The organism is Pseudoduganella namucuonensis, from assembly GCF_900116645.1.
GTDB classification, from domain to species: domain Bacteria; phylum Pseudomonadota; class Gammaproteobacteria; order Burkholderiales; family Burkholderiaceae_D; genus Rugamonas; species Rugamonas namucuonensis.
Window position 1 is genome coordinate 1 of the sequence record NZ_FPBO01000017.1, and the last position, 22,046, is coordinate 22,046.

Below are 22,046 nucleotides of genomic sequence, written 5' to 3' on the forward strand. Positions count from 1 at the left end.
CCGAGCCGAATCGGCGCTGGTGTTCGGACGGCTTCGAGATTGCCTGCGACAACGGGGAGGTCGTGACAGGCGTGTTCATGAAGGACTGCTGTGACCGCGAAATCATCGCATGGCGGGCCTGGGCCGAACGCGGTCTGCCGGGCGAGCCGGTACGCGACATGATGGTGGAGGCGGTCGAGGCGCGGTTCGGCCGGGCCAGCATTGGATCGGCAAAGCTGGAGTTCCTGAGCGACAATGGCGGCGCCTACCGGGCCCATGCGACGCACGCGTTGGCGCGCGAGATGGGGCTGGAGCCGATTCATACGCCGGTGTGCAGCCCGCAGTCGAACGGGATCGCCGAAAGCTTCGTGAACACGTTTAAACGGGACTACGTCAGTCTGATGGACCGCAGCAATGCCCAAGTCGTTCTCGCCCAATTGCCAGACGCTTTTACGCATTTCAATGAGGTTCATCCGCACTCGTCGTTGAAGTTGAAATCCCCTCGCATGTTCAGGAGGGAGCTGGCGCGCCGGGCTCAGGAAAGCGGCGTTAACTAAGCGATAGGCTGTGTCCGGTTATACGGGGGCAAGATCACCAGACTGAATTCTTTGATACCTGCTTGGGTCGTCATATCAAGCCAATTTTTCACTTGCAATACCGCGCCCACAACTGCAGGCGTCGCGATGGGCTTGGCGGTGTAACGCTTATCTGGGTTGCGATTAGAGGCCTGGGCGAATAGCAGCGCACGTTAGACATCGCCCTCAAAAAAATAGGCACCGGGTCCTAACCAGTCGTATCGGTTATTGCTATGACTAAGATGCTTCAGGCGGCCGCTTATCAAATCATCACGTGTAGTGATGTCGCATCCGTGATAAACGATGAGGGCAGAACCTAAACTCACTTGAACGTGCGCGTGAGATTACCCGCCTGAGTGATGATACCGGCTTGCCGCGCAACCTTCACGGCTTGTTCGGTAGTCATGGCATACGGATTTTTCGCTGGCGTTGACGCTGATGCAACTTTCACTCCATAACGCTTAGCGATAGAGCCAACAGCAGCTGCGAACTGCTTTTGTTGCGTGGTATGCACGGCTTTACCCTTGGGGAGCTCCCCTTTCAGACTTGCGGGTTTGGCTCTGGCTTTAGAAGTATTCATAGGTCGATTCTCCCACAGCAGGTGTGTGCGTGCAATTTGGGTGCGCAATGTCAGTTTTGCGTGTCAGTGCCAGGCGTGGTTGCCCGCTCCAACTCTTCCAGCCAGCGAATGGCGTATTCTCGGCTGGTCCCGCACATCTCCAGCGATGGTTGAAGACTACCACAGAAGGCCGGCCTCTCCGCCTTTCCGAAGACGCGACAGCGATTATCCTCGCCAAGCTGGACGCATCTCACACCAGCAGGTTTCCCTTTTGGCATGCCCGGTATCGGACTCGTAATCGACGGAGCGATGCAACATGCTCCGCAGTTGTCGCGGCAGTTCATGGCATCCCTTTAGTTGACAACCGGCTTGCCATTCGGCATGCCGGGTATCGGGCTGGTGATGGAGGGCGCGGTGCAGCAGGCACCGCAGTTCGGTCGGCATTGCATGGTATGAACGGGCCGCGCGGGCGGCCCCGGGTGTCGGATGGCGCGGCCCGTATTTTACCGCGGCGCCGCGCCCGCCCTCCGGCTCAGTGCCGCGCCCCGCCGTTGGCGCCGAAGCTGGCGCGCGCCAGCTGGCCCGGCCTCAGGCCGTCCACCTCGCCCAGCTCCAGGTAGACCTTGGCCATCGGCATCGGCTTTTCGGCCTGGGAGATCACGATCACCTTTTGCACCGTCAGCCGCTGGCTGGTGGCGGCCACGTCGATTTCCACCGGCTCGTCCAGGTTGATGTCGCGCAGCTGCGAGCGCGGCACGGAGGCCACCACGCGCATGCGCGTCGGGTCGTACATGGTGACCAGGTGGCGGCCCGGCGCGACCGCCTCGCCCACCCGGGCGAAGGTGGCGGAAACGACGCCGTCGTAGTGCGCCGTGACGTCGGACTGGCCGATCCGCGCCAGCACCTGGCCGGCCTTGACGCGGTCGCCCGCCTTGACCAGCAGCGCGGTGACGTCGCCGGCGGAGTCGGCGCGCAGCGTGCACAGGCGCGCCGACTCCGTGTAGCCCTGCGCGCCGCGGTGGTCGATGGATTCCTGCGGCCCGGTCCGGGCGGCGGCCGCGACGGGCGCGGCGGCGGTGGCGCATGGCGGCGGCAGGGTCATAGCCGCGATGGCGCACACGGCGAGTCTGGCCAGCAATCGCGGGGCTGGCGCGCGTGAAGCTTGGAGCATGTCGGTCATCCCAAAAGCGTTGTCATATGCCTGGTCTCTGCCCGCGGGGGCGGCCAGCCAGATTGCCGAGCATACAAAACACTTGTGGAGAAATTGTGGGCGTCATGTCCGGAATGTGGATGGCGTTGCGTGTCTGCGTTACAATTTCCGTTTCAAAATAGAAATAAGGGGGCGCGATGAACAGCCCCGCTTCAATGCAGACGCTGCTGCGTTCCCTATGCCTGCTGCTGGCCTTGCTGGCGTTGCCGAACGCCATGGCCGCCCGCGCGGTGATGCGGTTTGCCGACAATCTGCCGCTGCGATTGGAGGGAAGGCTCGAATATCTGGAGGACGTGGCCGGCGCGCTCACGCTGGAGCGGGCGCGCGCCCTGCCGCCCGAACGCTACACGCCATTGCTCGACAGTAATTTCAGCAAGGGCTTTTCGGCCTCCACCTACTGGGTCCGCTTCACGCTGCGCAACCCGGGGCCGGACCCGGTGGACTGGGTGCTGCAGCACCGCCTGCCGTTCACCGACCACGTGCGCGTGTGGGTGGTCAGCGGCGGCCGGGTGCGGCTGGACGAACGGGCCGGCGACCGCACCCTGGCTGCGCGTCGCCAACTGCCGTCCCACCTGCCCAGCTTCCGCTACCTGTCCGCGCCCGGCGAGTCGGCCGAGGTCTACGTCCGTCTCGCCAACGAGCACGCGGCCGAGACGCAACTGGTGTTCCGGCTGGACACGCTGCAGTCCTTCATCGCCCACGCCGAGCGCGACGAGAACCGGCTCGGCATCCTGTATGGCGTGCCGCTGGCGCTGGCCTTCTCCTCGCTGGTGGGCGCGGCGGTGGCGCGCGACCGCCGCTTCTCCACCTACGCGCTGTACGCGCTGGCCACGGTGGCGGTGTGGATGGGCTTCAACGGCCACTTCGAGCGCTACCTGATGTTCGACGCGCCGGACCTGTTCAACAACCTGCTGCACGTGGTGATGCTGGCGCAGACCATCTTCCTGCTGCTGTTCGCGCGCGAATTCCTGCAGACCCGCGGCCGCATGCCGCGCTTCGACCGCCTGTTCCGGGCCATGATCCTGGCCGCCTGCGCCGGCATCGCGCTGCGCCTGTGCGGCGTGTTCACGCTGGTCACGCAGCTGACGCTGGCGCTGATGGCGCTGTCCTCGGTGACCACGCTGGCGGCCTGGCGCGCGTGGCGCATGGGCATGGAGCACGCGCGCTGGTTCTTCTTCGCGCAGCTGTGCAGCACGGTGCCGGTGGCGGTCGGCCTGGCGGGCGTGCGCCTCGGCCTGTACGCCTACGACGGCTTCGTCAACTTCCAGGGCATCTACTTCGCCGAGCTGCTGTTGCTGGCGGTGGCCCAGCACGACCACGTGCGCCGCACGCAGGACCGCCAGCGCAAGCTGGAGCGCGAGCACGAGCGCGCGCTGGCCGAGCGCAACGCCTTCCTGGAGGCGGAGATGGCCGCGCGCAGCGCCGCGCTGGCGGCGATGGAGCGGCGCGTGGCCTTCGTGGCGGAGGTGGGCGCCGTCACGCAGCGGGTGGCCGGCGGCGAGTTCTCCGCGCGCCTGCCGATGCCGGACGAGACCGCGCTGCGGCCGCTGGCCACCAGCGTCAACGCTATGGCCGAATCGCTGGCGCGGCTGGAGGGCGCGCGCCGCCACTGGATCGCCGAGATCAGCCACGAGCTGCGCACGCCGCTGGCGGGCCTGATCTGCGAGATCGAGGCCATGCTGGACGGCGTGCGCCCGCTCGGCCTGGCCCAGGTGGAGTCGCTGCACGGCACCGCGCAGCGCCTCACGCGCCTGGTGGACGACCTGCACGAACTGGCGATGAGCGATCTGCGTCCGCTCGGCTGCAAGTTCGCGCCGGTCGATTACCGGCAACTGATGACGGACCTGATGCCCCACTTCGGCGCCGAGGCGGCCAAGCGCGGCCTGACCCTGGCGCTCGAGTGCGAGCCGGGGCCGGCGCCGGCCATGTGGGACGGCGGCCGCGTCAATCAGTTGCTGATCAACCTGATCGCCAACAGCATCGCCTACACCGACGCGCCAGGCGCCATCCGCGTGCGCGCCACCGCGCTGCCGGAACGCGTGCGCATCGAGGTCGAGGACAGCGCGCCGGGCCTGGGCCGGGACGAGCTGGCGCGGGTGTTCGAGCCGCTGTACCGCGCGCAGGGCGCGCGCCGCCGCCGCGCCGACGGCAGCGGCCTGGGGCTGAAGATTTGCCGCGCCATCGTCGACGCCCACCACGGCACGATAGGCGTCAGCGCTTCCGCGCTGGGCGGGGTGCTGGTGCGCGTGGAGCTGCCCCTCGCGCCAGCCGGCGCCGCGGAGCCGGCGTGAACGACCCCGCCGCGGTCACACGCCCGTCACATCGCGCTGGCATGATGCCCCTCGTCGTTCAACTCTCCCATTGAATGTTTGGCCCGCGGCCGTTCCGGCGCGGGCCTTTTTTTCGCGCAACGCTGTGCCGCGTTCCGGCCCGCTGTGCCATGCTGTCGGCATGGCGAAACCACCCCTACCCGAAGGCCCGCCGCCGCGCCCCGTGAAGTCCTCCGCGGTGCGGCTGGGCAAGAAAATGTCGCTGGAGGACGCGTTCCGGCGCGTGGCGCTGAACTGCCTGGCGCAGATCGAGGCCAACGAGCCCGGCGTCCTGCTGGGCGACGTGGAAAGCCTGCACCAGATGCGGGTGGGACTGCGCCGCCTGCGCGCGGCGCTGGACCTGTTCCAGGACCTGCTGGCGCCCGGTCCCGCCCTGCAGGCCGAGCTGGACTGGCTGGCCGGCCAGCTGGGCGCGGCGCGCGACTGGGACGTGCTGGCCGGCTCCACGCTGCGCCTGCTGGAGCGGGACCGGGATTGGGGCGGCTTGCCGGCGCTGCGCGAAGCCGCGCTGCGGCGCGCCGGCGCGCTGCACGAGGAGGTCGCGGCGGCGTTGCGCGCGCCCCGCTACGCGCGGCTGATGGCCGAGCTGGGCGGCTGGCTGGACGGCCAGCGCTGGCGCCGGCAGGGCAGCGGGTCGGCGGCGGGGCGCTCCGCCGCGCTGCTGGACGCGCCCGCGCGCACCGGCCTGCAGCCCCTGCTGGAGCACGCGCAGCGGCGCCTGCGCAAGCGCGCCCGCAAGGCGGCCCAGGCCGGCGGGGAGGACGCCGCCGCGCGCCACCTGCTGCGCATCGCCGCCAAGAAGGCGCGCTACGCGGCCGAGTTCTTCCACGACCTGTTGCCGGGCAAGCGCGTCGAGCGTTACGTCGGCGCGCTGTCCGCGCTGCAGGACCGGCTGGGGGCGCTGAACGACATGGCGGTGGCGGACGGCTTGCTGAGCGAGTTCAGCGACGAGCCGGGGCTGGGCGAGCACGGCATCTATGCGCGGGGCTATCTGGCGGCGCTGTCCGGCCGGGAGGTCCGCAAGCTGCGCCAGCCGCTGAAGCGGCTGGGCCGGCTGCGCGCCATCCAGTGATGGCGCGCGGAGGGAGCGGAGAAGCGAGAGGAGCGGAGAAGCTGGAATTGGTGCCGGTATATTTCCCGACCGCCGGCGCCGGTAGAGCGGTCCGGAAGACCGCAATGTGTTCCCGCAATGTTTGCGGATGAACATCATCTTAGCGCGTGATTGTGACAACCGTTTGACCTGGCGCAAAGTATCCGGGGGTTGGCACGGGCGCCGCGGCTATTTGGTGACGCCGATTTTGGAACGGTCGATCGTCAGCGCGGCGGCCAGCACGATCAGCACCCCGTACACGATGGGTTCGTAGGCCGGATCGAGCCCGGCCGCCGCGATCCCGATCCGCAGCACGGTGAGGGTGAGCACGCCGGCCAGCGTGCGTCCCATGCCGCCCACGCCCCCGGTGATGGCGTTGCCTCCGATCAAAACGGCGGCGATGCTCGGCAGCAGCAGGCTATCGGCGATGGACGGGCTGCCGCTGTAGGTGCGCGCCACCAGCGCCATGCCGGCCAGGCCGGAAAACAGTCCCGAGAGCGTGAACGCGGCCAGCTTGACCCGGCCCACGCGCACGCCCGACAGCAGCGCCGCGCGCGGGTTGAGGCCGACGGCGTACACGCGGCGTCCGAACGCCAGCCAGCGCAGGCACGCCGCCAGCGCCGTCAGCGCCGCCAGGGCGAAGGCGAACGAGTGCGGCACGCCGAGGCTGGCCCCCTCCAGCCAGCCCACGGCGCCATAGCCGTCCGTCACGGGGATCGTCGCATGCCCGAGCGTCAGCGCGACGCCGGCGCAGATCGCGCCGCCGGCCAGCGTCACCACCAGCGACGGCAATTGCCCGCGCACGTGCGCCAGGCCCTGGCACAGGCCGATGGCCGCCGTCAGCGCCAGCACCGCCGGCACGGCGCCGGCGCCCATGCCGGGCAGGGCCAGCGCGAGCAGCACCGAGGCCAGCGCGGCCAGCGCGGCCATCGACAAATCGATGCCGCCCAGCAGGATCACCAGGGTCTGGCCGCCGGCCAGCAACAGCAGCACGCTCGATTCCCCGGCCATCATGCCCAGATTGTCGAGCGACAGGAAGGCCGGTTCCACCAGTCCCAGGCCCGCCAGCAGCGCCAGCGGCACGGCCAGCGGGATGGCCGCCGCGAGCGCGGGCGCCAGCGCCGGGCGCCGGGCGGCCGGGGCGGGCCCGTCCATCACAGCAGGCGCTCCAGCATCCGCCGCCCGGCCGCCGTCCCGTCCGAGCGCGGCAGGCGGCCAACCACCGCGCCGTCCCTCATCACCAGCACCGTGTCGCTCAGCGCCAGGGCCTCCTCCAGCGTGTCGGCCAGCAGCAGCACCCCGACGCCGCCCGCGGCCAGCTCGCCGATCAGCGCGAGGATTTCCGCGCGGGCGCCGACGTCGAGTCCGCGCGCGGGATGGTCCAGGATCAGCACCTTCGGGGGATGGACCAGCAGCCATTTGGCCAGCGCCAGCTTTTGCTGGTTGCCGCCACTCAAATGCCCGGCCGGCGCTTGCGCGTCGCGCGGCGTGATGCGCAGGCGCGCCATCCACCGTTCCACCAGCGCGCCCTCGCGGGCCCGGTCGATGAACGGGCCCCGCCGCAGCCGGTCCAGATGCGCCAGGCTCATGTTTTCCCGCACGCTCATCCCGGCGACGACGCCCTCGGCGCCGCGCTCGGCCGGCACATAGGCGATGCCGTGTCGCACCGCGTCGGCGGGTTCGTTCAGCCGGACCGGCCGGCCGTCCAGCGCGATCTCGCCGGCGTCGGGCGCCAGCGCGCCGAACAAGGTCAGGCACAGATGCTCGCGACCGGATCCCGCGCCGCCGACGATGCCCAGCACTTCGCCGGCGCGCAGCTCGAAGCAGACGTCGCGGTAGCGCGCGCCATGGCCCAGGCCATGGACCCGCAGCAGCGGCGGCGACGGCGTGGCGGGTGCGGCGCGGCGCGGGGCGGCGCCGGCCGTGGCGGCGCCGAGCATGAGCCGGCGCAGCGCGTCCGCGTCGCGGTCCGCGCCGGCGCGTTCGGCCACGCAGCGGCCCTCGCGCAACACATAGACCCGGTCGCACACGCGCAGCACCTCGTCGAGCCGGTGCGACACGAACAGCACCGAGGCGCGCTCGCGCAGGCCACGGATACGGGCCAGCGCGGTGTCGAGTTGCTCCGCCTCCAGCATGCAGGTCGGCTCGTCGAGCAGGATCACCGGCCGCTGGCGGGCGCGCTCCTCCAGCGTCAGGACCTTGGCCAATTCGACCACTTGCCTTTCCCCGAACGACAAGCCATCCGTCCGCGCCGACGGCGCGATGGCCGAGCCCAGCTTGCCGAGCTGCGCCGCCGCCAGTGCGTTCAGCGCCGTCCAGTCGTAGAACAGGCCGGCGCGCAGCGCCGCCCCCTCGTGGCCCAGCATGATGTTCTCGGCCACGCTCAGATTGGGCAGCAGCGATTGTTCCTGGAACACCATGCCGATGCCGGCGGCGGCGGCCGCCGCGCGGTCCCTCAGCGCCAGCTCCCGCCCGCGCAGCACGATGCGTCCACTATCCGGCTGGCACAAGCCGGCCATCACCTTCAGCAAGGTCGATTTGCCGGCGCCGTTCGCGCCGACCAGGCCGACCACCTCGCCCGCGCGCAGCTCCAGCGTGACCTCGTCGAGCGCCCGCACGCCGGCGTAGCGTTTGCTCACCCGCTCGACGCGCAGCACCGGCCCGCTCATGGGAGGGCGCTCACGCCACGGCGCGCAGGCGGCCGCGCAGATGCCAGGTCGCCAGCAGCGACGCCAGCAGGATGATGGCGCCTTGCACCGCCTTTTGCAGCTCCGGGGCGACGCCGACGAAGATCATGCCGTTGGCCAGCACCGCCAGGATCAGCACGCCCAGCGCCGAGCGCAGCACGCCGCCGCGTCCGCCGCCGAGCGGGGTGCCGCCTATCACCACCGCCGTGATCGTCGCCAGCGTCTGCCCGAGGCCGATATCGACGTGGCCCAGGCCGATCTGCGTCGACGCCAATATCCCGGCCAGCCCGGCCAGCAAGCCCGACAACGCGAACGCCGCCACCTTGTAGCGGTCCGCGGCGATGCCGGACTGGCGCGCCAGCGCCTCGCCGCCGCCGATGGCCACGCTGTAGCGCCCGAAGCGGGTGTAACGCTGCAGCAGGCAACCGAGCGCGACGACGGCGCCGGCGACCAGCGCCAGGTTCGGCACCGCCCCCGTGCGGCCCAGGCCGAAGCCGCGCATGCCCTGGTCCAGGATCAGCGGCGGCTGGCCGCCGGACAACAGCATGGCGGCCCCCAGCGAGGCCGACCAGACGCCCAGCGTGGCCATGAAGGACGGCACGCCCAGCCGCGAGACCAGCGCCCCGTTCAGCAGACCCAGCAGGAGACCGGGCAACAGCGCCAGCGCCAGCCCGGCGCCGCCCAGGTCGAGCGCGTTGCGGCTGTTGAGCACCAGCAGGGCCAGTCCCAGCGAGCAGGCCGCCATGACGCCCTCGAGCGCCAGGTCGATCGAGCCTTGCAGCACCACGAAGCTCATCCCCACCGCCAGGATCAGCGGCACGGCGCTGCGGTCGGCGATGGCCGCCAGGTTGTGCGCCGTGGCGAAGCGCGGCTCGGCCAGGCCGAAGCCGACGCACAACGCCAGCAGCGCCAGGCCCGGCCCCCACGGCCGCGGGCGGGCGGGGCTCAAAAGGCCGGGCCGGTGCTGCGTTTCCATAAATGCGCGCAATCCCATTCCGGGATGTAGGCCGACGGCGGCGGATCGCCGCGAAATTGCGCGGCGTTGTGTGGCGTGATGAGCTGTAGCTTCAGATAGAACTCGCGCCGGTCCCGGGGCCAGGCGGCCGGCGCGGGCGTTTGCCCGGTCAGCACGCACACGCCCATGGCCAGCCCGATGCTGCCCTGATAGTAGGCGTCGCTGGACACGGTCGCCCGCATCTCGCCCTTGACGATCGCCGCGATGGCCTCGGGTATGCCGTCCACCCCGACCACCGGAATCCGGCCGGCCAGCCCGGCCGCCCGCAGGGCCTCGAGGGCGCCCAGCGCCATGTCGTCGTTGGCCGCCCACACGCCCTTGATCCGCCCGCCATACTTGGCCAGCCAGGTCTGCATGACCGGGAAGGCCGCCGTGCGGTCCCAGTTGGCGGCCTGCTGGTCGAGCAGGCGCAGGCCGGGCCTGTCCTTGAGCACCTGTTGCAGGCCGGCGTAGCGCTTGCGGGCGGGATCCGTGTCCAGCCGGCCTTGCAGGGCCACGATGCCGCCCTCGCCCCCCATCGCGTCGGCCAGCGCGACGGAGATCGCCCGGCCCGCCTCCAGGCTGTCGACCGCCACGTGGGCGATCCATTGGCCGTAGCCGTCGAACGGATGCAGCCCCTCGCCGTGCGCCCAGTGCGTGACGATCCAGGCGCCCGCGCGCTGGGCCGTGTCGACCATGGGCTTGATGACGGGATCGGCGTTCGGTTCCACGTTGAAGACGGTGCAGCGCGCGTTGGTGGCCAGCAGGCCGCGCATCAGCGACACCTGCTTGGCCGAATCGCCGTGGTTCAGCTGCAACACGTAATTGCGTTCCAGGCCGGCCCAGCGGGCGAACATGCGGGCGCCCTTGTCCACATTGGCGTGGTAGGGCTGGGCGATCTCGCGCATGGAATTGACCAGCCGGATCTCGGATTTGTCGCAGGCGGCGAACGCGTGCGCGCACGCCAGCGTCAGCAACAAGCTCATCGCGTGTTTCATTCGCCTCGCCTGTCTCGGGTGATATCCCGGTGCAACTCGACTTATCCAAGCGACCGGACTATATTGCATGGTAGGACAACACTTTGTTTTGGACCAGCGGTTTGTGCGGCGGTTCGCGAACTTTGACGGTTTCACTGCGTCCAATCCAATGTGACACAAGCCGATCGATGAGCTCCAATTCAATATCGCAAAGTTGGCAATTCGACGCTATTTTGCGCGATGCCGACTACACCCTGTACCGGGTGCGCGCGCCGGACGGGGCGAAGCCGAGGCTGGCCAGGACGCCCGCTTCCGACGCGCCGGGCGCGGCCGGCGCGGCGCGGCTCGAACATGAATACGCGCTGCGCGACAAACTCGATCCGCAATGGGCCGTCTGTCCCCTGGCGCTGGTGCGCAGGGACGACCGTCCCATGCTGCTGCTGGCCGACCCCGGCGGCGAGCCGCTGGAGAATCTGCTCGGCGCCCCCATGGCGCCGGGCCTGTTTCTGCGCATCGCCGGCGCGCTGGCGGCCGCGCTGGCGGGGCTGCACCAGCGCGGCATCGTGCACAAGGACATCAAGCCGGCCAACGCCCTGGTCGACGTGGACGGCGGCGCGGCGCGCTGGATGGGCTTCGGCGTCGCCATCGTCCAGCCGCGCGAGCGCCAGCCGCTGGCGCGCCCGGAGGACGTGGCCGGCACCCTGGCCTACATGGCGCCCGAGCAGACCGGCCGCATGAACCGCTCGATCGACGCGCGCAGCGATCTGTACGGCCTGGGCGTGACCTTTTACCGCATGCTCGCCGGCGAGCTGCCGTTCACGGCGACGGACCCGATGGAACTGTTCCACTGCCACCTGGCGCGCCAGGCCGCGCCGCCCGCCGAGCGCGTGCCCGGCCTGCCGGCCGCGCTCTCGGACATCGTCATGAAACTGCTGTCCAAGGCGGCCGAGGAGCGCTACCAGACCGCCGCCGGCCTGGAGGCGGACCTGCGCCACTGCCTGCTGCAATGGCAGGCGCGGGAGCGGATCGAGCCCTTTGCGCTGGGCGCGCACGACGCCTCCGCCCAATTGCTGATACCGGAAAAGCTCTACGGGCGCGAGGGCCAGACCGGCGCGCTGGTGGCCGCCTTCGAACGCGTCGCCACCGCCGGCGCGCCGGAACTGGTGCTGGTGTCCGGCTATGCCGGCATCGGCAAATCCTCGCTGGTGGGCGAGCTGCACAAGGCGCTGGTGCCGCGCCGCGCGCTGTTCGCCACCGGCAAATTCGACCAGTACCAGCGCGACATCCCCTACGCCACGCTGAGCCAGGCCTTCCGCGCGCTGGTGCGGCAACTGCTGGGCCAGAGCGAAACCCGGGTGGCGCGCTGGCGCCAGCGGTTGCGGGCGGCCCTGGGCGTGAACGGGCAACTGGTGGTCGAACTGGTGCCCGAGCTCGAACTGCTGATCGGCCCGCAGCCGCCGGTCCAGGAGTTGCCGCGGCAGGACGCCCACCGCCGCTTCCAGACCGTGGTGCTGCGCTTCCTGGGCGTGTTCGCGCGGGAGCGGCATCCGCTGGTGCTGTTCCTCGACGACCTGCAATGGCTGGACAGCGCCACGCTGGAACTGCTGGAACAGCTGGTGACCCAGCCCGAGCCGCGCCACCTGCTGCTGATCGGCGCCTACCGCGACAACGAGGTCGACGAGCTGCATCCGCTGACGCGCACGCTGGACGCGATGCGCCGCGCCGGGCGGGTGCCGCGCCACGACATCGTGCTGGCGCCGCTGGCGCTCGACGATGTGGCGCGGTTGCTGTCCGACACCCTGCGCGGCGCGCGCCGGCCGGTCGCGCCGCTGGCGGCGCTGGTGCACGCGAAAACCGACGGCAATCCGTTTTTCACCATCCAGTTCATCGCCGCGCTGGCCGACGAGGGCCTGCTCGCCTTCGACCCGGCCGGCGCGTGCTGGCGCTGGGACGTGGCCCGCATCCGCGCCAAGGGCTACACCGACAACGTGGCCGACCTGATGCTCGGCAAGCTGCACCGCCTGGCGCCCGCCACCCGGTCGCTGCTGACCTTGCTGGCCTGCCTGGGCAGCGGCGCGGCGACCGCCGACCTGGGCCTGCTGCACGGCGCGGCGCCCGAGGCGGTCCACGCCACGCTGGCCGAGGCGGTGCGCTCCGGCTGCGTGCTCCGCTCGGACGACGGCTATGTGTTCCCGCACGACCGCGTGCGCGAAGCGGCCTATTCGCTGGTGGCGGCCGGCGAGCGGGCCGTGCTGCACCTGCGCATCGGCCGCCTGCTGGCGGCGCGCACGCCGCCGGGCGAGCTGGAGCGGCATGTGTTCGAGATCGCCAACCAGTTCAACCGCGGCGCCGGCCTGATCGATACCGTCGAGGAGCGCGAGCGCCTGGCCGAGCTCAACCTGATGGCCGGCCGCCGCGCCCAGGACGCCACCGCCTACGCGGCGGCGCTGGGCTTCCTGGCGGCGGGCTGCGCGCTGCTCGCGCCCGACGACTGGGAGCGCCGCCATCCATTGCGCTTCGCGCTGGCCCTGCGTCTGGCCGAGTGCGAATACCTGACCGGCGACCTGGCCGCGGCCGAGCGCCGCCTGTCGGAGCTGAGCGCGCGCGCCGCCGGCCGCGCCGAACTGGCCGCCGTCACCTGCGCCCTGGTCAACCTGTTCACCACGCTCGACCGCAGCGACCGCGCGGTCGAGGCCGGGCTGGACTACCTGCGCCGGGTGGGCGTGGACTGGGCGCCGCACCCGGCGCCGGACGAGGTGCGGCAGGAATTCGCGCGCATCTGGCTGCGCGTGGGCGAACGGCCCATCGAGGAGCTGGTCGACCTGCCGCTGATGCGCGACCCCGACGAGCAGGCCACCATGGACGTGCTCACCACCATCCTGCCGCCGGCCCTGTTCACCGACGAGAATCTGCTGGGCATGGTGGTGGGCCGCATCGCCAACCTCAGCCTGGAGCATGGCCACAGCGACGGGTCGTGCCTGGGCTATTGCTGGCTCGGCATGTTCCTCGGTCCCCGCTTCGGCGACTACCGGGCCGGCTTCCGTTTCGCCAAGCTGGGCCTGGACCTGGTGGACCAGCGCGGCCTGGGACGCTTCAAGGCCCGCGTGTATGTCCACTTCGGCAATGTGGTGGCGCCCTGGAGCCAGCCCTTCCAAAGCGGGCGCGCGTGGGTGCGGCGCGCCTTCGACGTGGCCAACGAGAACGGCGACCTCACCTTCGCGCTCTACAGCTGCAACCACCTGGTCACCAACCTGCTGGCCTGCGGCGAGCCGCTGGAGCAGGTCCAGCGCGAGGCCGAGCACGGCCTGGAGTTCGCCCGCAAGGCGCGCTTCGGCCTGGTCGTCGACATCCTCACGGGCCAGTCGCAGCTGATCCGCGCGCTGCGCGGCGTCACGCCCGAGCTCGCCTCGCTGAACGACGACGGTTTCGACGAGGAACGCTTCGAACGCCACCTGGAGGGCGATCCGCGCCTGGCGATCGCGGCCTGCTGGTACTGGATCCGCAAGCTGCAGGCGCGCTGCCTGGCCGGCGACCACGCCGCCGCCGTGGCCGCCGCGGCCAACGCCGAGCGGCTGCTGTGGACCTCGCCGTCGCACATCGAGGTGGCCGAATACCACTTCTACGCGGCGCTGGCGCGCGCCGCCCATTACGACCAGGCCGGCCGGGAGGAGCGCGCCCGGCACCTGACCGCGCTGGCCGCGCACCGCCGCCAGCTGGACGAGTGGCGCCGCGGCTGCCCGGAGAATTTCGCCACCCGCGCCGCGCTGGTGGGCGCGGAGATCGCCCGCATCGAGGGGCACGAGCTCGACGCGATGCGGCTCTACGAGCAGGCCGCGCGCGCCGCGCGCGACAACGGCCTGGTGCACAACCAGGCGCTGGCCTACGAGCGCGCCGCCGCCTTCCACCGCGCGCGCGGCTTCGAGCTGGTGGCCGACACCTATCTGCGCGAGGCGCGCGACTGCTATGCGCGCTGGGGCGCGGACGGCAAGGTGCGCCAGCTGGAGGCCCTGCACGGGTCCTTGCGGGCGCGCTCCGAGGCGCCGCCCGCCGCGCCGCTGGCGCAGCTCGACATGCTGTCGGTGGCCAAGGCCACGCAAGCCATTTCCGGGCGCATCGTGCTCGACGAACTGGTCGACACCTTGATGCGCATCGTGCTGGAGAACGCCGGCGCCCAGAGCGGCGCCATGCTGCTGGTGCGCGACGGCAAGCTGGCGCTGGTGGCCGACATCCACGTGGCGCGGCGCGACGTGAACGTGCGGCTGCGCCGCGGCGCCGAACAGGCGCCGGGGGAGTTGCCGGAAACCATACTCAATTATGTGCGGCGCAGCGGCGAAACCGTCCTGCTGGCGGACGCCGCGGCCCTGCACCCCTACGCCGGCGACGCCTATTTTTCCCGCCACCGGCCCAAGTCGGTGCTATGCCTGCCGATCGTGCGCCAGGGCGCCCTGATCGGTTTGCTTTACCTGGAAAACAACCTGGTCACGCACGCCTTCACCCCGGCGCGCGTGACCGTGCTGGAACTGCTGGCTTGCCAGGCCGCCATCTCGCTGGAGAACGCCCAGCTCTACACCGACCTGCGCGAGCGCGAGGCGCGCATCCGCCGCCTGGTCGAGGCCAATATCATCGGCATTTTCTTCTGGGATGTGCGCGGCGCCATCAACGACGCCAACGACGCCTTCCTCGACATGGTCGGCTACAGCCGCGACGACCTGCGGGCGGGAAAGCTGAGCTGGAGCGGGCTCACGCCGGGCGAATACAACGAACTCGACCGGATCAAGGTCGCCCAGCTGGGCACGGTCGGCGCCTGCGCCCAGTACGAGAAGGAATTCATCCGCAAGGACGGCGGCCGGGTGCCGGTGCTGATCGGCGGCACCATGCTGGAGGGTTCGCTGGAACAGGGCCTGGCCTTCGTGCTGGACTTGACCGAAAGGCGCCAGGCCGAGGCCGAACGGGCCGCCCGCAAAAGCGCGGACGCGGCCAACGCCGCCAAGAGCGCGTTCCTGTCCAGTATGAGCCATGAACTGCGCTCCCCCTTGAACACGCTGCTCGGCTTCGCCCGGCTGATGGAGCGCCAGCCCGCCTTGCCGGAGGAAACCAGGGCAGACCTGGCCATCATTTTGCGCAGCGGCGAACACCTGCGCGCGCTGATCAACCAGGTGCTCGACCTGGCCAAGATCGAGGCCGGCCGCATGGTGCTCGACATCGCCGATTTCGATCTGCACGCCATGCTCGACGAGCTGGAGGAGATGTTCGCCCTCAAGGCCCGGGGGCGCGAGTTGTCGCTGCGCTTCGAGCTGGACGGCGCGCCGCGGTTTGTCCGCGGCGATCCGCTCAAGCTGCGCCAAGTGTTGATCAACCTGCTCGACAACGCGATCAAGTTCACCGAGCGCGGCGAAGTGGCCCTGCGGGTGCGGACGCCGCCCGGGGAGGAGCGGCTGGCCTTCGCCGTCGCCGACACCGGCATCGGCATTTCCGCCGCCGAACTGGGCCAGCTGGGCACGGCCTTCGTGCGCGCGGGCGGCGCGCTGCGCGAAGGCACGGGCCTGGGCCTGGCCATCACCCGCAACTTCGTGCGCCTGATGGGCGGCGAACTGCTGATCGCCAGCGAGCCCGGCCGGGGCACCACCGCCGGCTTCAGCGTCGAGTTGCCGGCCGTGGGCGCCGAATCGGCCCTGGTCGAGCCGCTGCCGCGCCGGGTGGTGGCCCTGGCGCCCGGCCAGCCGCGCTACCGCGTCATGGTGGTGGACGACCGCGGCGAGGCGCGCCAGCTGTTGATGCGCCTGCTGGCGCCGCTCGGTTTCGAGGTGCGCGAGGCGTGCGACGGCCAGCAAGCGGTCGATCTGTGGCGCGCCTGGCCGGCGCACCTGATCTGGATGGACATGCGCATGCCCGTCATGGACGGCCGCGCCGCCACGCGCCGCATCAAGGCCAGTCACGGCGGCGCCGCCACCGTGATCATCGCGCTGACCGCCAGCAGCTTCGAGGAGGAACGGGCCGACATCCTGGCCGCCGGCTGCGACGATTTCCTGCGCAAGCCCTTCCATGAATCCGATCTGTTCGCGTTGATGCAGAAACATCTGGGGGTGCGCTTCATCCACCAGGAGGAGGAGGGCGGCGCCGCGGCCGCGCCGGCCGCGAGCCCCGACGCCGGGGCGCTGGCCGCGCTGCCCGCGGCGCTGCGCGGCGCCCTGGAGCAGGCGCTGGTCCAGCTCGACACGGCGGCGGTGACGGCGGCCATTGCCGAGGTCGGCGACGCGTCCCTGGCGCACGCGCTGGCGACGCTGGCCAACGAGTTCCAATACACTCGGATCTTGCGGCTGCTCCAGGGCGCCAATCAAAAGGAATTGCCGTGAGCGGCGCCCGCGACCGGCGACAGAAAGGTAGAACATGACTACGGCGAGCGACATCGCGCGGGACAATGTGGATCGGCCCCCCAGGGAGCGGATCCTGATCGTCGACGACACGCCCGCCAACCTGCGCCTGCTGAAGCATATCCTGGATGAGCACGGCTACAGCGTGCACCCCGCCAGCGACGGCGAAACCGCGCTGCGCTTCGTGCAATCGACGCTGCCCGACCTGATCCTGCTCGACGTGATCATGCCGGCCATGGATGGCTACACGGTGTGCGACCGCCTCAAGGCCGATGCCCGCACGCGCGACATCCCCATCATATTCATCAGTTCCGCCGACCAGGAACTGGACAAGGTGAAAGCCTTCGCCAGCGGCGGCGTCGACTACATCGTGCGCCCCCTGCAGGCGGAGGAGGTGCTGGCCAGGATCAAGACCCATCTGGCCTTGCGCCACCTGCGCAAGGGCCTGGAACAGCGGGTCCTGGAGCGCACCGCGGAACTGATGGAACGCACCGCCGAGCTGCTCGAGGCGAACGACAAGCTGCGGGCGGAAAACCTCGAGCGCAAGCAGGCCGAGGAGCGCATCCTCTACATGGCCCATTACGACGCCCTGACCGGCCTGCCCAACCGCGTGCTGTTCCAGGACCGGGTCACCCAGGCCATCGCGCAGGCGCACCGCAACGGCGGCCGCCTGGCGCTGCTGTTCATCGACCTGGATTACTTCAAGCACATCAACGATTCGCTCGGCCACCAGGTCGGCGACCGCTTGCTGCAGCTGGTCGCCGACTGCCTGCGGCAGTGCCTGCGCGAAGGCGACAGCGTGGCCCGCCTGGGGGGCGACGAGTTCGTCGTCAGCCTGATCCTGCTGCATGCCGGCGACGACGCGGCCTGGGTGGCGCAAAAGATCCTGGCGTCGCTGGACCAGCCCTTCGTCGTCGCCAACCATGAACTGCATGTCGGCGGCAGCATCGGCATCGGCCTGTATCCGGACGACGGCGACGACGTCGAGAGCTTGATGCGGGCGGCCGACGCCGCCATGTACGTCGCCAAGGAGAACGGGCGCGGCTGCTATCGGTATTTCACCCCGGCCATCAACAAACGCGCCCGCCAGCGCCTGGAACTGGGGACCCGGTTGCGCCGCGCCTTCGCGCAGGACGAATTGGCGCTGCACTACCAGCCGCAGGTGGACATGGAAAGCGGCCACATCTTCTCGGCCGAGGCCCTGCTGCGCTGGCGCCAGCCGGGCAAGGGGGGGCCGATCCCCTGCGGCGCCTTCATCGAAATCGCCGAGGAAACCGGTCTCATCCTGCCGATCGGGCAATGGGTGTTGCGCCAGGCCTGCCAGCAGCTCAGGCTGTGGCACGACGCCGGCCACGTCGCCATGCGGATCGCCGTCAATCTATCGCCAAGGCAATTTTATCAAGCCAACTTCCTGGCCTCGATCAAGGCGATCCTGGAGGAAACGGGACTGTCGCCCACCATGCTGGACCTGGAAATCACCGAGGGCGTGCTGCTGCAGCGCAGCGAGGACAACATCGCCACGCTCAAGGAACTGGGCAACATGGGCATCCAGCTGTCGGTCGACGATTTCGGCACCGGCTACTCGAGCCTGGGCTATCTGCAGCGCTTCCCGGTGCACGCGCTGAAGATCGACCAATCGTTCGTGCGCGGCATCGGCAGCAGCCCGGGCGACACCGCCCTGGTGACGGCCATCATCGCCATGGCGCAGAGCCTGCATTTGAAGGTGCTGGCCGAGGGCGTGGAATCGCTGGAACAGGTGCATTTCCTGAAGGCCCATGGCTGCCTCGCCGCGCAGGGCTATTACTACAGCAGGGCGGTCGCGGCGGACATCCTGGCTGGCTTGCTGCATGAGCAGGAAGTGTCGCCGACGCGTTGCGCGTGGCCCGGCAATGGCGAGATGCAGCGGGAGGAGGAGGAGTAGCCGGTGGTTGGCTGGCGTCGAGGGCATGTTCGACGGCCCGGGCACAGTCGGCAAGCTGGTTGTGGATGTGGCCCCGCCTTGACGGGGCGGAACGGCGGGACTAAGATTAATGACTTAAAAGTAAGTTAAGAGGGTCTCCCTATCCCTATGCAAGCCGATATCAAGCCACGCTGGGAGCGGCGCAAGGACGCCCGGCCGCAGGAGTTGCTGGCGGCCGCGCTGGATCTGTTCGTCGAACGCGGCTACGCCGCCACCCGCCTGGAGGATGTGGCGCGCCGCGCCGGCGTGTCCAAGGGCACCCTTTACCTGTATTTCGAAAACAAGGAAGACCTGTTCAAGGCCGTGGTGCGCGACAGCATCGTGCAGCCCCTCGGCCAGGCCGAGCTGGACTTCGCCGACGCCGACGGCCACAGCGCCGATCTGCTGCGCACCCTGCTGATGCGCTGGTGGGACAAGGTCGGCGCCACCCGCGCGGCCGGCATCGTCAAGCTGATGATGGCCGAATCCGGCAATTTCCCGGAACTGACGCAGTTCTATAACGAAGAGGTGATCGAACGCGGCAACGCGCTGATCGCCGGCGTGCTGACGCGCGGCGTGGCGCGCGGCGAGTTCCGTCCGGTGGACCCGGCGGTGATGATGCCGGTGCTGTCGGCCCCCATCCTGATGCTGATGATCTGGTGCCACAGCAGCAGCCCCTGCCTGGGGGCGCGGGTCGATCCGCGGCTGTTCCTGGCCACCTTCCTGGACAACGCGCTGCGCGGCCTGCGGCCAGATGGCGCGCCGGAGGGGGCGCCCTATGCCGCGCTCCCGGGGCCGTTGCCTGAAAAATAAGCAGCGCCGGTGGCTTTTCACGCTTTCAACCCCTCCAAACCGCGGACTGTCGCAATTTCCCGCTTTCCGGCGTCGATATCGTTAATATGCCCTCCTGACCGGTTCAACGATAAAATGTCGGATTATTTAATCCTTCACCGAGTTTAAAGATGAATATCGAACAAGCCCGCTTCAACATGATCGAACAGCAAATCCGCCCCTGGGACGTCCTGGACACGGACGTGCTGGACGTGCTGCAAGTCGTCAAGCGCGAGAATTTCGTCCCGGCCGCCTACAAGAACCTGGCGTTCGTGGACACCGAAATCCCGCTGGGCGGCGGCGAATTCATGCTCACTCCGAAACTGGAAGCGCGCATCCTGCAGGACGTGCAACTGAAAAAACACGAGAACGTGCTGGAAATCGGCACCGGCAGCGGCTACATGGCCGCCCTGCTGGCGCACCGCGGCCGCCACGTGACGTCGGTGGAGATCTCGCCCGAACTGAAGGCCTTGGCCGAGAAGAACCTGGCCGACAACGGCGTGGGCAACGTGACCGTGGAACTGGGCAACGGCGCGCAGGGCTGGGCCAACGGCGCCCCGTTCGACGTGATCGTCATCTCCGGCTCGTTGCCGGTGCTGCCGGAAGCCTTCCTCAAGCAGGTCAAGGTCGGCGGCCGCATCTTCGCCCTGGTCGGCGAGGCGCCCGTGATGTCGGGCCACCTGATCACGCGCACCTCGGACGCCGGCTACGACACCGTCAAGCTGTTCGAGACCGATGTCAAACCGCTGCAGTCGGCCACCACGCCGTCGCACTTCACCTTCTGAACGGGGCGGGGATCGCATGCAACATATCACTGCCCCCGAACTGGCCGCCTGGCTGGCCGATCCGGCCCGGCCCGGCCCCTTCCTGCTGGACGTGCGCGAAAACTGGGAATTCGAGACCTGCAATATCGCGGGTTCGACCCTGATGCCGATGAACTCCATCCCGGCCCGCATCGACGACCTCGACGAGGACGCCGAGATCGTCTGCATCTGTCACCACGGCGCGCGCAGCATGCAGGTGGCGGCGTTCCTGGAGCGCAACGGCTTCGGCAAGACGATCAATTTGACCGGCGGCATCCACGCGTGGGCGGTGCAGGTCGACCCGGCCATGCCGAAATACTAGAGACAGATCCCATCCACTTTTAGATGACTCCAACGGAGAACGCAATGCAGAAACCCCTTATCGCCTTGCTGATCAGCAGCGCGCTGTTGACCATGAACGCACAGGCGGCCGACCTTATCCAAGTGTATCAGCAGGCGCTCGCCAACGACGCCACGTTCGCCGGCGCGCGCGCTGCACTTGCTGCGGGTCAGGAGCGGACGACGCAGGGGCGTTCCCAGTTGTTGCCGGTCATCGGCCTGGGCGGTTCCAGCACCAAGAGCAGCGGCGATTTCGATTCCAAGAGCGCGTTCGCGACCGACCGTTCGCTGGACAGCTCGAACAACCGCTACGCCCTGCAGCTGACCCAGCCGCTGTTCCGCTGGGACCGTTGGGAAAGTTACCAGCAGAGCAAGCTGAGCCAGGCGACCACGGAGGCGGCGTTCGCCCAGGCCCAGCAGGACCTGATCACCCGCGTGGCGCAGGCCTATTTCGACGTGCTGACCGCGCAGGACAACCTGGCCTCGATCCAGGCGCAGAAATCGGCCACCACCGAGCAGCTGGCCTCGGCCAAGCGCAACTTCGAGGTCGGCACCCAGACCATCACCGACACGCACGAGGCGCAAGCGGCGTACGACCTGGTGGTGGCGCAGGAATACGCCGCCATCAACGACCTCGAGGTCAGGCGCAGCGCGCTGCAGCAGATCATCGGCCAGCCGGCCGGCGCGCTGGCCACGCTGCGTCCGGGCGTGAAGATCGCGTCGCCGGAACCGGCCGCGATCGAACCGTGGATCGCGTCGGCCGAGGAGTCGAACTACTCCGTGGTGGGCGCCAGGCTGAACCTGGAAATCGCCAAGCGTGAAATCTCGCGCCAGCGCGCCGGCCACCTGCCGACCCTGGACCTGACCGCCAGCAAGGGCCGCGACAGCACCACCGCCAGCGGCATCAACAAGGTCGGCCAGATCGGCGTGACCTGGACCGTGCCGATCTTCAGCGGCTACTACGTGACCAGCAAGGTGCGCGAATCGATCGCGCTGGAAGACAAGGCCCGCAACGACCTGGAGGCGACCCGCCGCGCGGTGTCGCAGGGCGCGCGGACCGCCTACCTGGGCGTGAACAGCGGTCTGGCGCAGGTGCGCGCGCTGGAGGCGGCGGAGGTGTCGAGCAAATCGGCGCTGGATTCGAACAAGCTGGGCTACCAGGTCGGCGTGCGCATCAACATCGACGTGCTGAACGCCCAGCGCCAGCTGTACTCGACCCAGCGCGACCTGTCCCGCGCCCGCTACGAGACCATCATGAACGGCCTGCGCCTGAAAGCGGCCGCCGGCACGCTGAAGGAAGCGGACCTGCAGCCGATCAATGAACTGCTGGTGAGATAGGGCGAGGGCGATCAGCCCCGGTAG

At 69.5% G+C, this 22,046-nt stretch carries 16 protein-coding genes; 9 read left to right on the forward strand and 7 right to left on the reverse strand.

The window, feature by feature from the left end; all coding sequences use genetic code 11:
• Positions 1-536, forward strand: a 536-nt coding sequence (locus BM436_RS18115) for an integrase core domain-containing protein (protein WP_143133211.1), incomplete at its 5' end; no start/stop codon positions are given.
• Positions 537-876: 340 nt separating this feature from the next.
• Here the strand turns inward: BM436_RS18115 and BM436_RS36270 are convergent.
• The 3 genes from BM436_RS36270 to BM436_RS18135 all read right to left on the reverse strand — a co-directional run bounded on the left by BM436_RS36270 (position 877) and on the right by BM436_RS18135 (position 2,284).
• Positions 877-1,134 carry a hypothetical protein gene (locus BM436_RS36270; RefSeq protein ID WP_143133212.1) on the reverse strand — a complete coding sequence of 86 codons (258 nt, stop codon included), beginning with the start codon at positions 1,132-1,134 and terminating at the stop codon, positions 877-879.
• Between the two features lie 50 nt (positions 1,135-1,184).
• Positions 1,185-1,457: a YkgJ family cysteine cluster protein gene (locus tag BM436_RS18125; RefSeq protein WP_093556932.1), complete on the reverse strand. Its 273-nt coding sequence runs from the start codon at positions 1,455-1,457 to the stop codon at positions 1,185-1,187.
• Positions 1,458-1,645: 188 nt separating this feature from the next.
• Complete coding sequence (locus tag BM436_RS18135) at positions 1,646-2,284, reverse strand: biotin/lipoyl-containing protein (RefSeq protein WP_177307314.1); 639 nt, start codon at positions 2,282-2,284, stop codon at positions 1,646-1,648.
• Positions 2,285-2,460: 176 nt separating this feature from the next.
• Between BM436_RS18135 and BM436_RS18140 the strand changes: the two genes are divergently transcribed.
• The gene (locus BM436_RS18140; protein ID WP_093556934.1) at positions 2,461-4,614 is read left to right on the forward strand and encodes a 7TM-DISM domain-containing protein; all 2,154 of its coding nucleotides are present in this window, start codon (positions 2,461-2,463) and stop codon (positions 4,612-4,614) included.
• A gap of 160 nt (positions 4,615-4,774) precedes the next feature.
• Entirely contained in the window at positions 4,775-5,725 is a 951-nt protein-coding gene (locus BM436_RS18145) for a CHAD domain-containing protein (RefSeq protein WP_093556935.1), read from the forward strand.
• A gap of 207 nt (positions 5,726-5,932) precedes the next feature.
• Here BM436_RS18145 and BM436_RS18150 read toward each other — a convergent pair whose 3' ends face one another.
• Genes BM436_RS18150 through BM436_RS18165 form a run of 4 tightly spaced genes read right to left on the reverse strand, consistent with a single transcriptional unit; the run spans position 5,933 to position 10,422 of the window.
• Complete coding sequence (locus BM436_RS18150) at positions 5,933-6,898, reverse strand: ABC transporter permease (protein WP_093556936.1); 966 nt, start codon at positions 6,896-6,898, stop codon at positions 5,933-5,935.
• A complete protein-coding gene (locus tag BM436_RS18155; protein WP_093556937.1) occupies positions 6,898-8,412 on the reverse strand; it encodes a sugar ABC transporter ATP-binding protein in 1,515 nt (504 codons plus the stop codon). Before BM436_RS18155 ends, BM436_RS18150 begins: the two co-directional genes overlap by 1 nt.
• Before the next feature lie 10 nt (positions 8,413-8,422).
• Positions 8,423-9,379: an ABC transporter permease gene (locus BM436_RS18160; protein WP_177307318.1), complete on the reverse strand. Its 957-nt coding sequence runs from the start codon at positions 9,377-9,379 to the stop codon at positions 8,423-8,425.
• Entirely contained in the window at positions 9,376-10,422 is a 1,047-nt protein-coding gene (locus BM436_RS18165) for a sugar ABC transporter substrate-binding protein (RefSeq protein WP_177307320.1), read from the reverse strand. The genes BM436_RS18160 and BM436_RS18165 overlap by 4 nt, the downstream gene beginning before the upstream one ends.
• Before the next feature lie 212 nt (positions 10,423-10,634).
• Between BM436_RS18165 and BM436_RS18170 the strand changes: the two genes are divergently transcribed.
• From BM436_RS18170 to BM436_RS18195, 6 genes are all read left to right on the forward strand, one after another.
• Positions 10,635-16,754: an ATP-binding response regulator gene (locus tag BM436_RS18170; RefSeq protein WP_177307322.1), complete on the forward strand. Its 6,120-nt coding sequence runs from the start codon at positions 10,635-10,637 to the stop codon at positions 16,752-16,754.
• A gap of 34 nt (positions 16,755-16,788) precedes the next feature.
• A complete protein-coding gene (locus BM436_RS18175) occupies positions 16,789-18,693 on the forward strand; it encodes a putative bifunctional diguanylate cyclase/phosphodiesterase (protein ID WP_093556941.1) in 1,905 nt (634 codons plus the stop codon).
• A gap of 147 nt (positions 18,694-18,840) precedes the next feature.
• On the forward strand, positions 18,841-19,524 hold the full coding sequence (locus tag BM436_RS18180; RefSeq protein ID WP_093556942.1) for a TetR/AcrR family transcriptional regulator: 684 nt from the start codon (positions 18,841-18,843) through the stop codon (positions 19,522-19,524).
• Between the two features lie 149 nt (positions 19,525-19,673).
• A complete protein-coding gene (locus tag BM436_RS18185) occupies positions 19,674-20,327 on the forward strand; it encodes a protein-L-isoaspartate O-methyltransferase family protein (protein ID WP_093556943.1) in 654 nt (217 codons plus the stop codon).
• 16 nt (positions 20,328-20,343) lie between these two features.
• Positions 20,344-20,667: a rhodanese-like domain-containing protein gene (locus BM436_RS18190; RefSeq protein ID WP_093556944.1), complete on the forward strand. Its 324-nt coding sequence runs from the start codon at positions 20,344-20,346 to the stop codon at positions 20,665-20,667.
• Between the two features lie 44 nt (positions 20,668-20,711).
• Positions 20,712-22,022, forward strand: a complete 1,311-nt coding sequence (locus BM436_RS18195) for a TolC family outer membrane protein (protein WP_093556945.1) — start codon at positions 20,712-20,714, stop codon at positions 22,020-22,022.
• Positions 22,023-22,046: the final 24 nt, after the last annotated feature.

Excerpts from the sequence above, each read along its gene's own strand:
- BM436_RS18190 (WP_093556944.1), top strand. The coding sequence starts at position 20,344 with ATGCAACATATCACTGCCCCCGAACTGGCCGCCTGGCTGGCCGATCCG.
- BM436_RS36270 (WP_143133212.1), bottom strand. The coding sequence starts at position 1,134 with ATGAATACTTCTAAAGCCAGAGCCAAACCCGCAAGTCTGAAAGGGGAG.
- BM436_RS18180 (WP_093556942.1), top strand. The coding sequence starts at position 18,841 with ATGCAAGCCGATATCAAGCCACGCTGGGAGCGGCGCAAGGACGCCCGG.
- BM436_RS18185 (WP_093556943.1), top strand. The coding sequence starts at position 19,674 with ATGAATATCGAACAAGCCCGCTTCAACATGATCGAACAGCAAATCCGC.
- BM436_RS18165 (WP_177307320.1), bottom strand. The coding sequence starts at position 10,422 with ATGAAACACGCGATGAGCTTGTTGCTGACGCTGGCGTGCGCGCACGCG.
- BM436_RS18125 (WP_093556932.1), bottom strand. The coding sequence starts at position 1,457 with ATGAACTGCCGCGACAACTGCGGAGCATGTTGCATCGCTCCGTCGATT.
- BM436_RS18155 (WP_093556937.1), bottom strand. The coding sequence starts at position 8,412 with ATGAGCGGGCCGGTGCTGCGCGTCGAGCGGGTGAGCAAACGCTACGCC.
- BM436_RS18135 (WP_177307314.1), bottom strand. The coding sequence starts at position 2,284 with ATGCTCCAAGCTTCACGCGCGCCAGCCCCGCGATTGCTGGCCAGACTC.
- BM436_RS18145 (WP_093556935.1), top strand. The coding sequence starts at position 4,775 with ATGGCGAAACCACCCCTACCCGAAGGCCCGCCGCCGCGCCCCGTGAAG.
- BM436_RS18195 (WP_093556945.1), top strand. The coding sequence starts at position 20,712 with ATGCAGAAACCCCTTATCGCCTTGCTGATCAGCAGCGCGCTGTTGACC.
- BM436_RS18150 (WP_093556936.1), bottom strand. The coding sequence starts at position 6,898 with ATGGACGGGCCCGCCCCGGCCGCCCGGCGCCCGGCGCTGGCGCCCGCG.
- BM436_RS18140 (WP_093556934.1), top strand. The coding sequence starts at position 2,461 with ATGAACAGCCCCGCTTCAATGCAGACGCTGCTGCGTTCCCTATGCCTG.
- BM436_RS18175 (WP_093556941.1), top strand. The coding sequence starts at position 16,789 with ATGACTACGGCGAGCGACATCGCGCGGGACAATGTGGATCGGCCCCCC.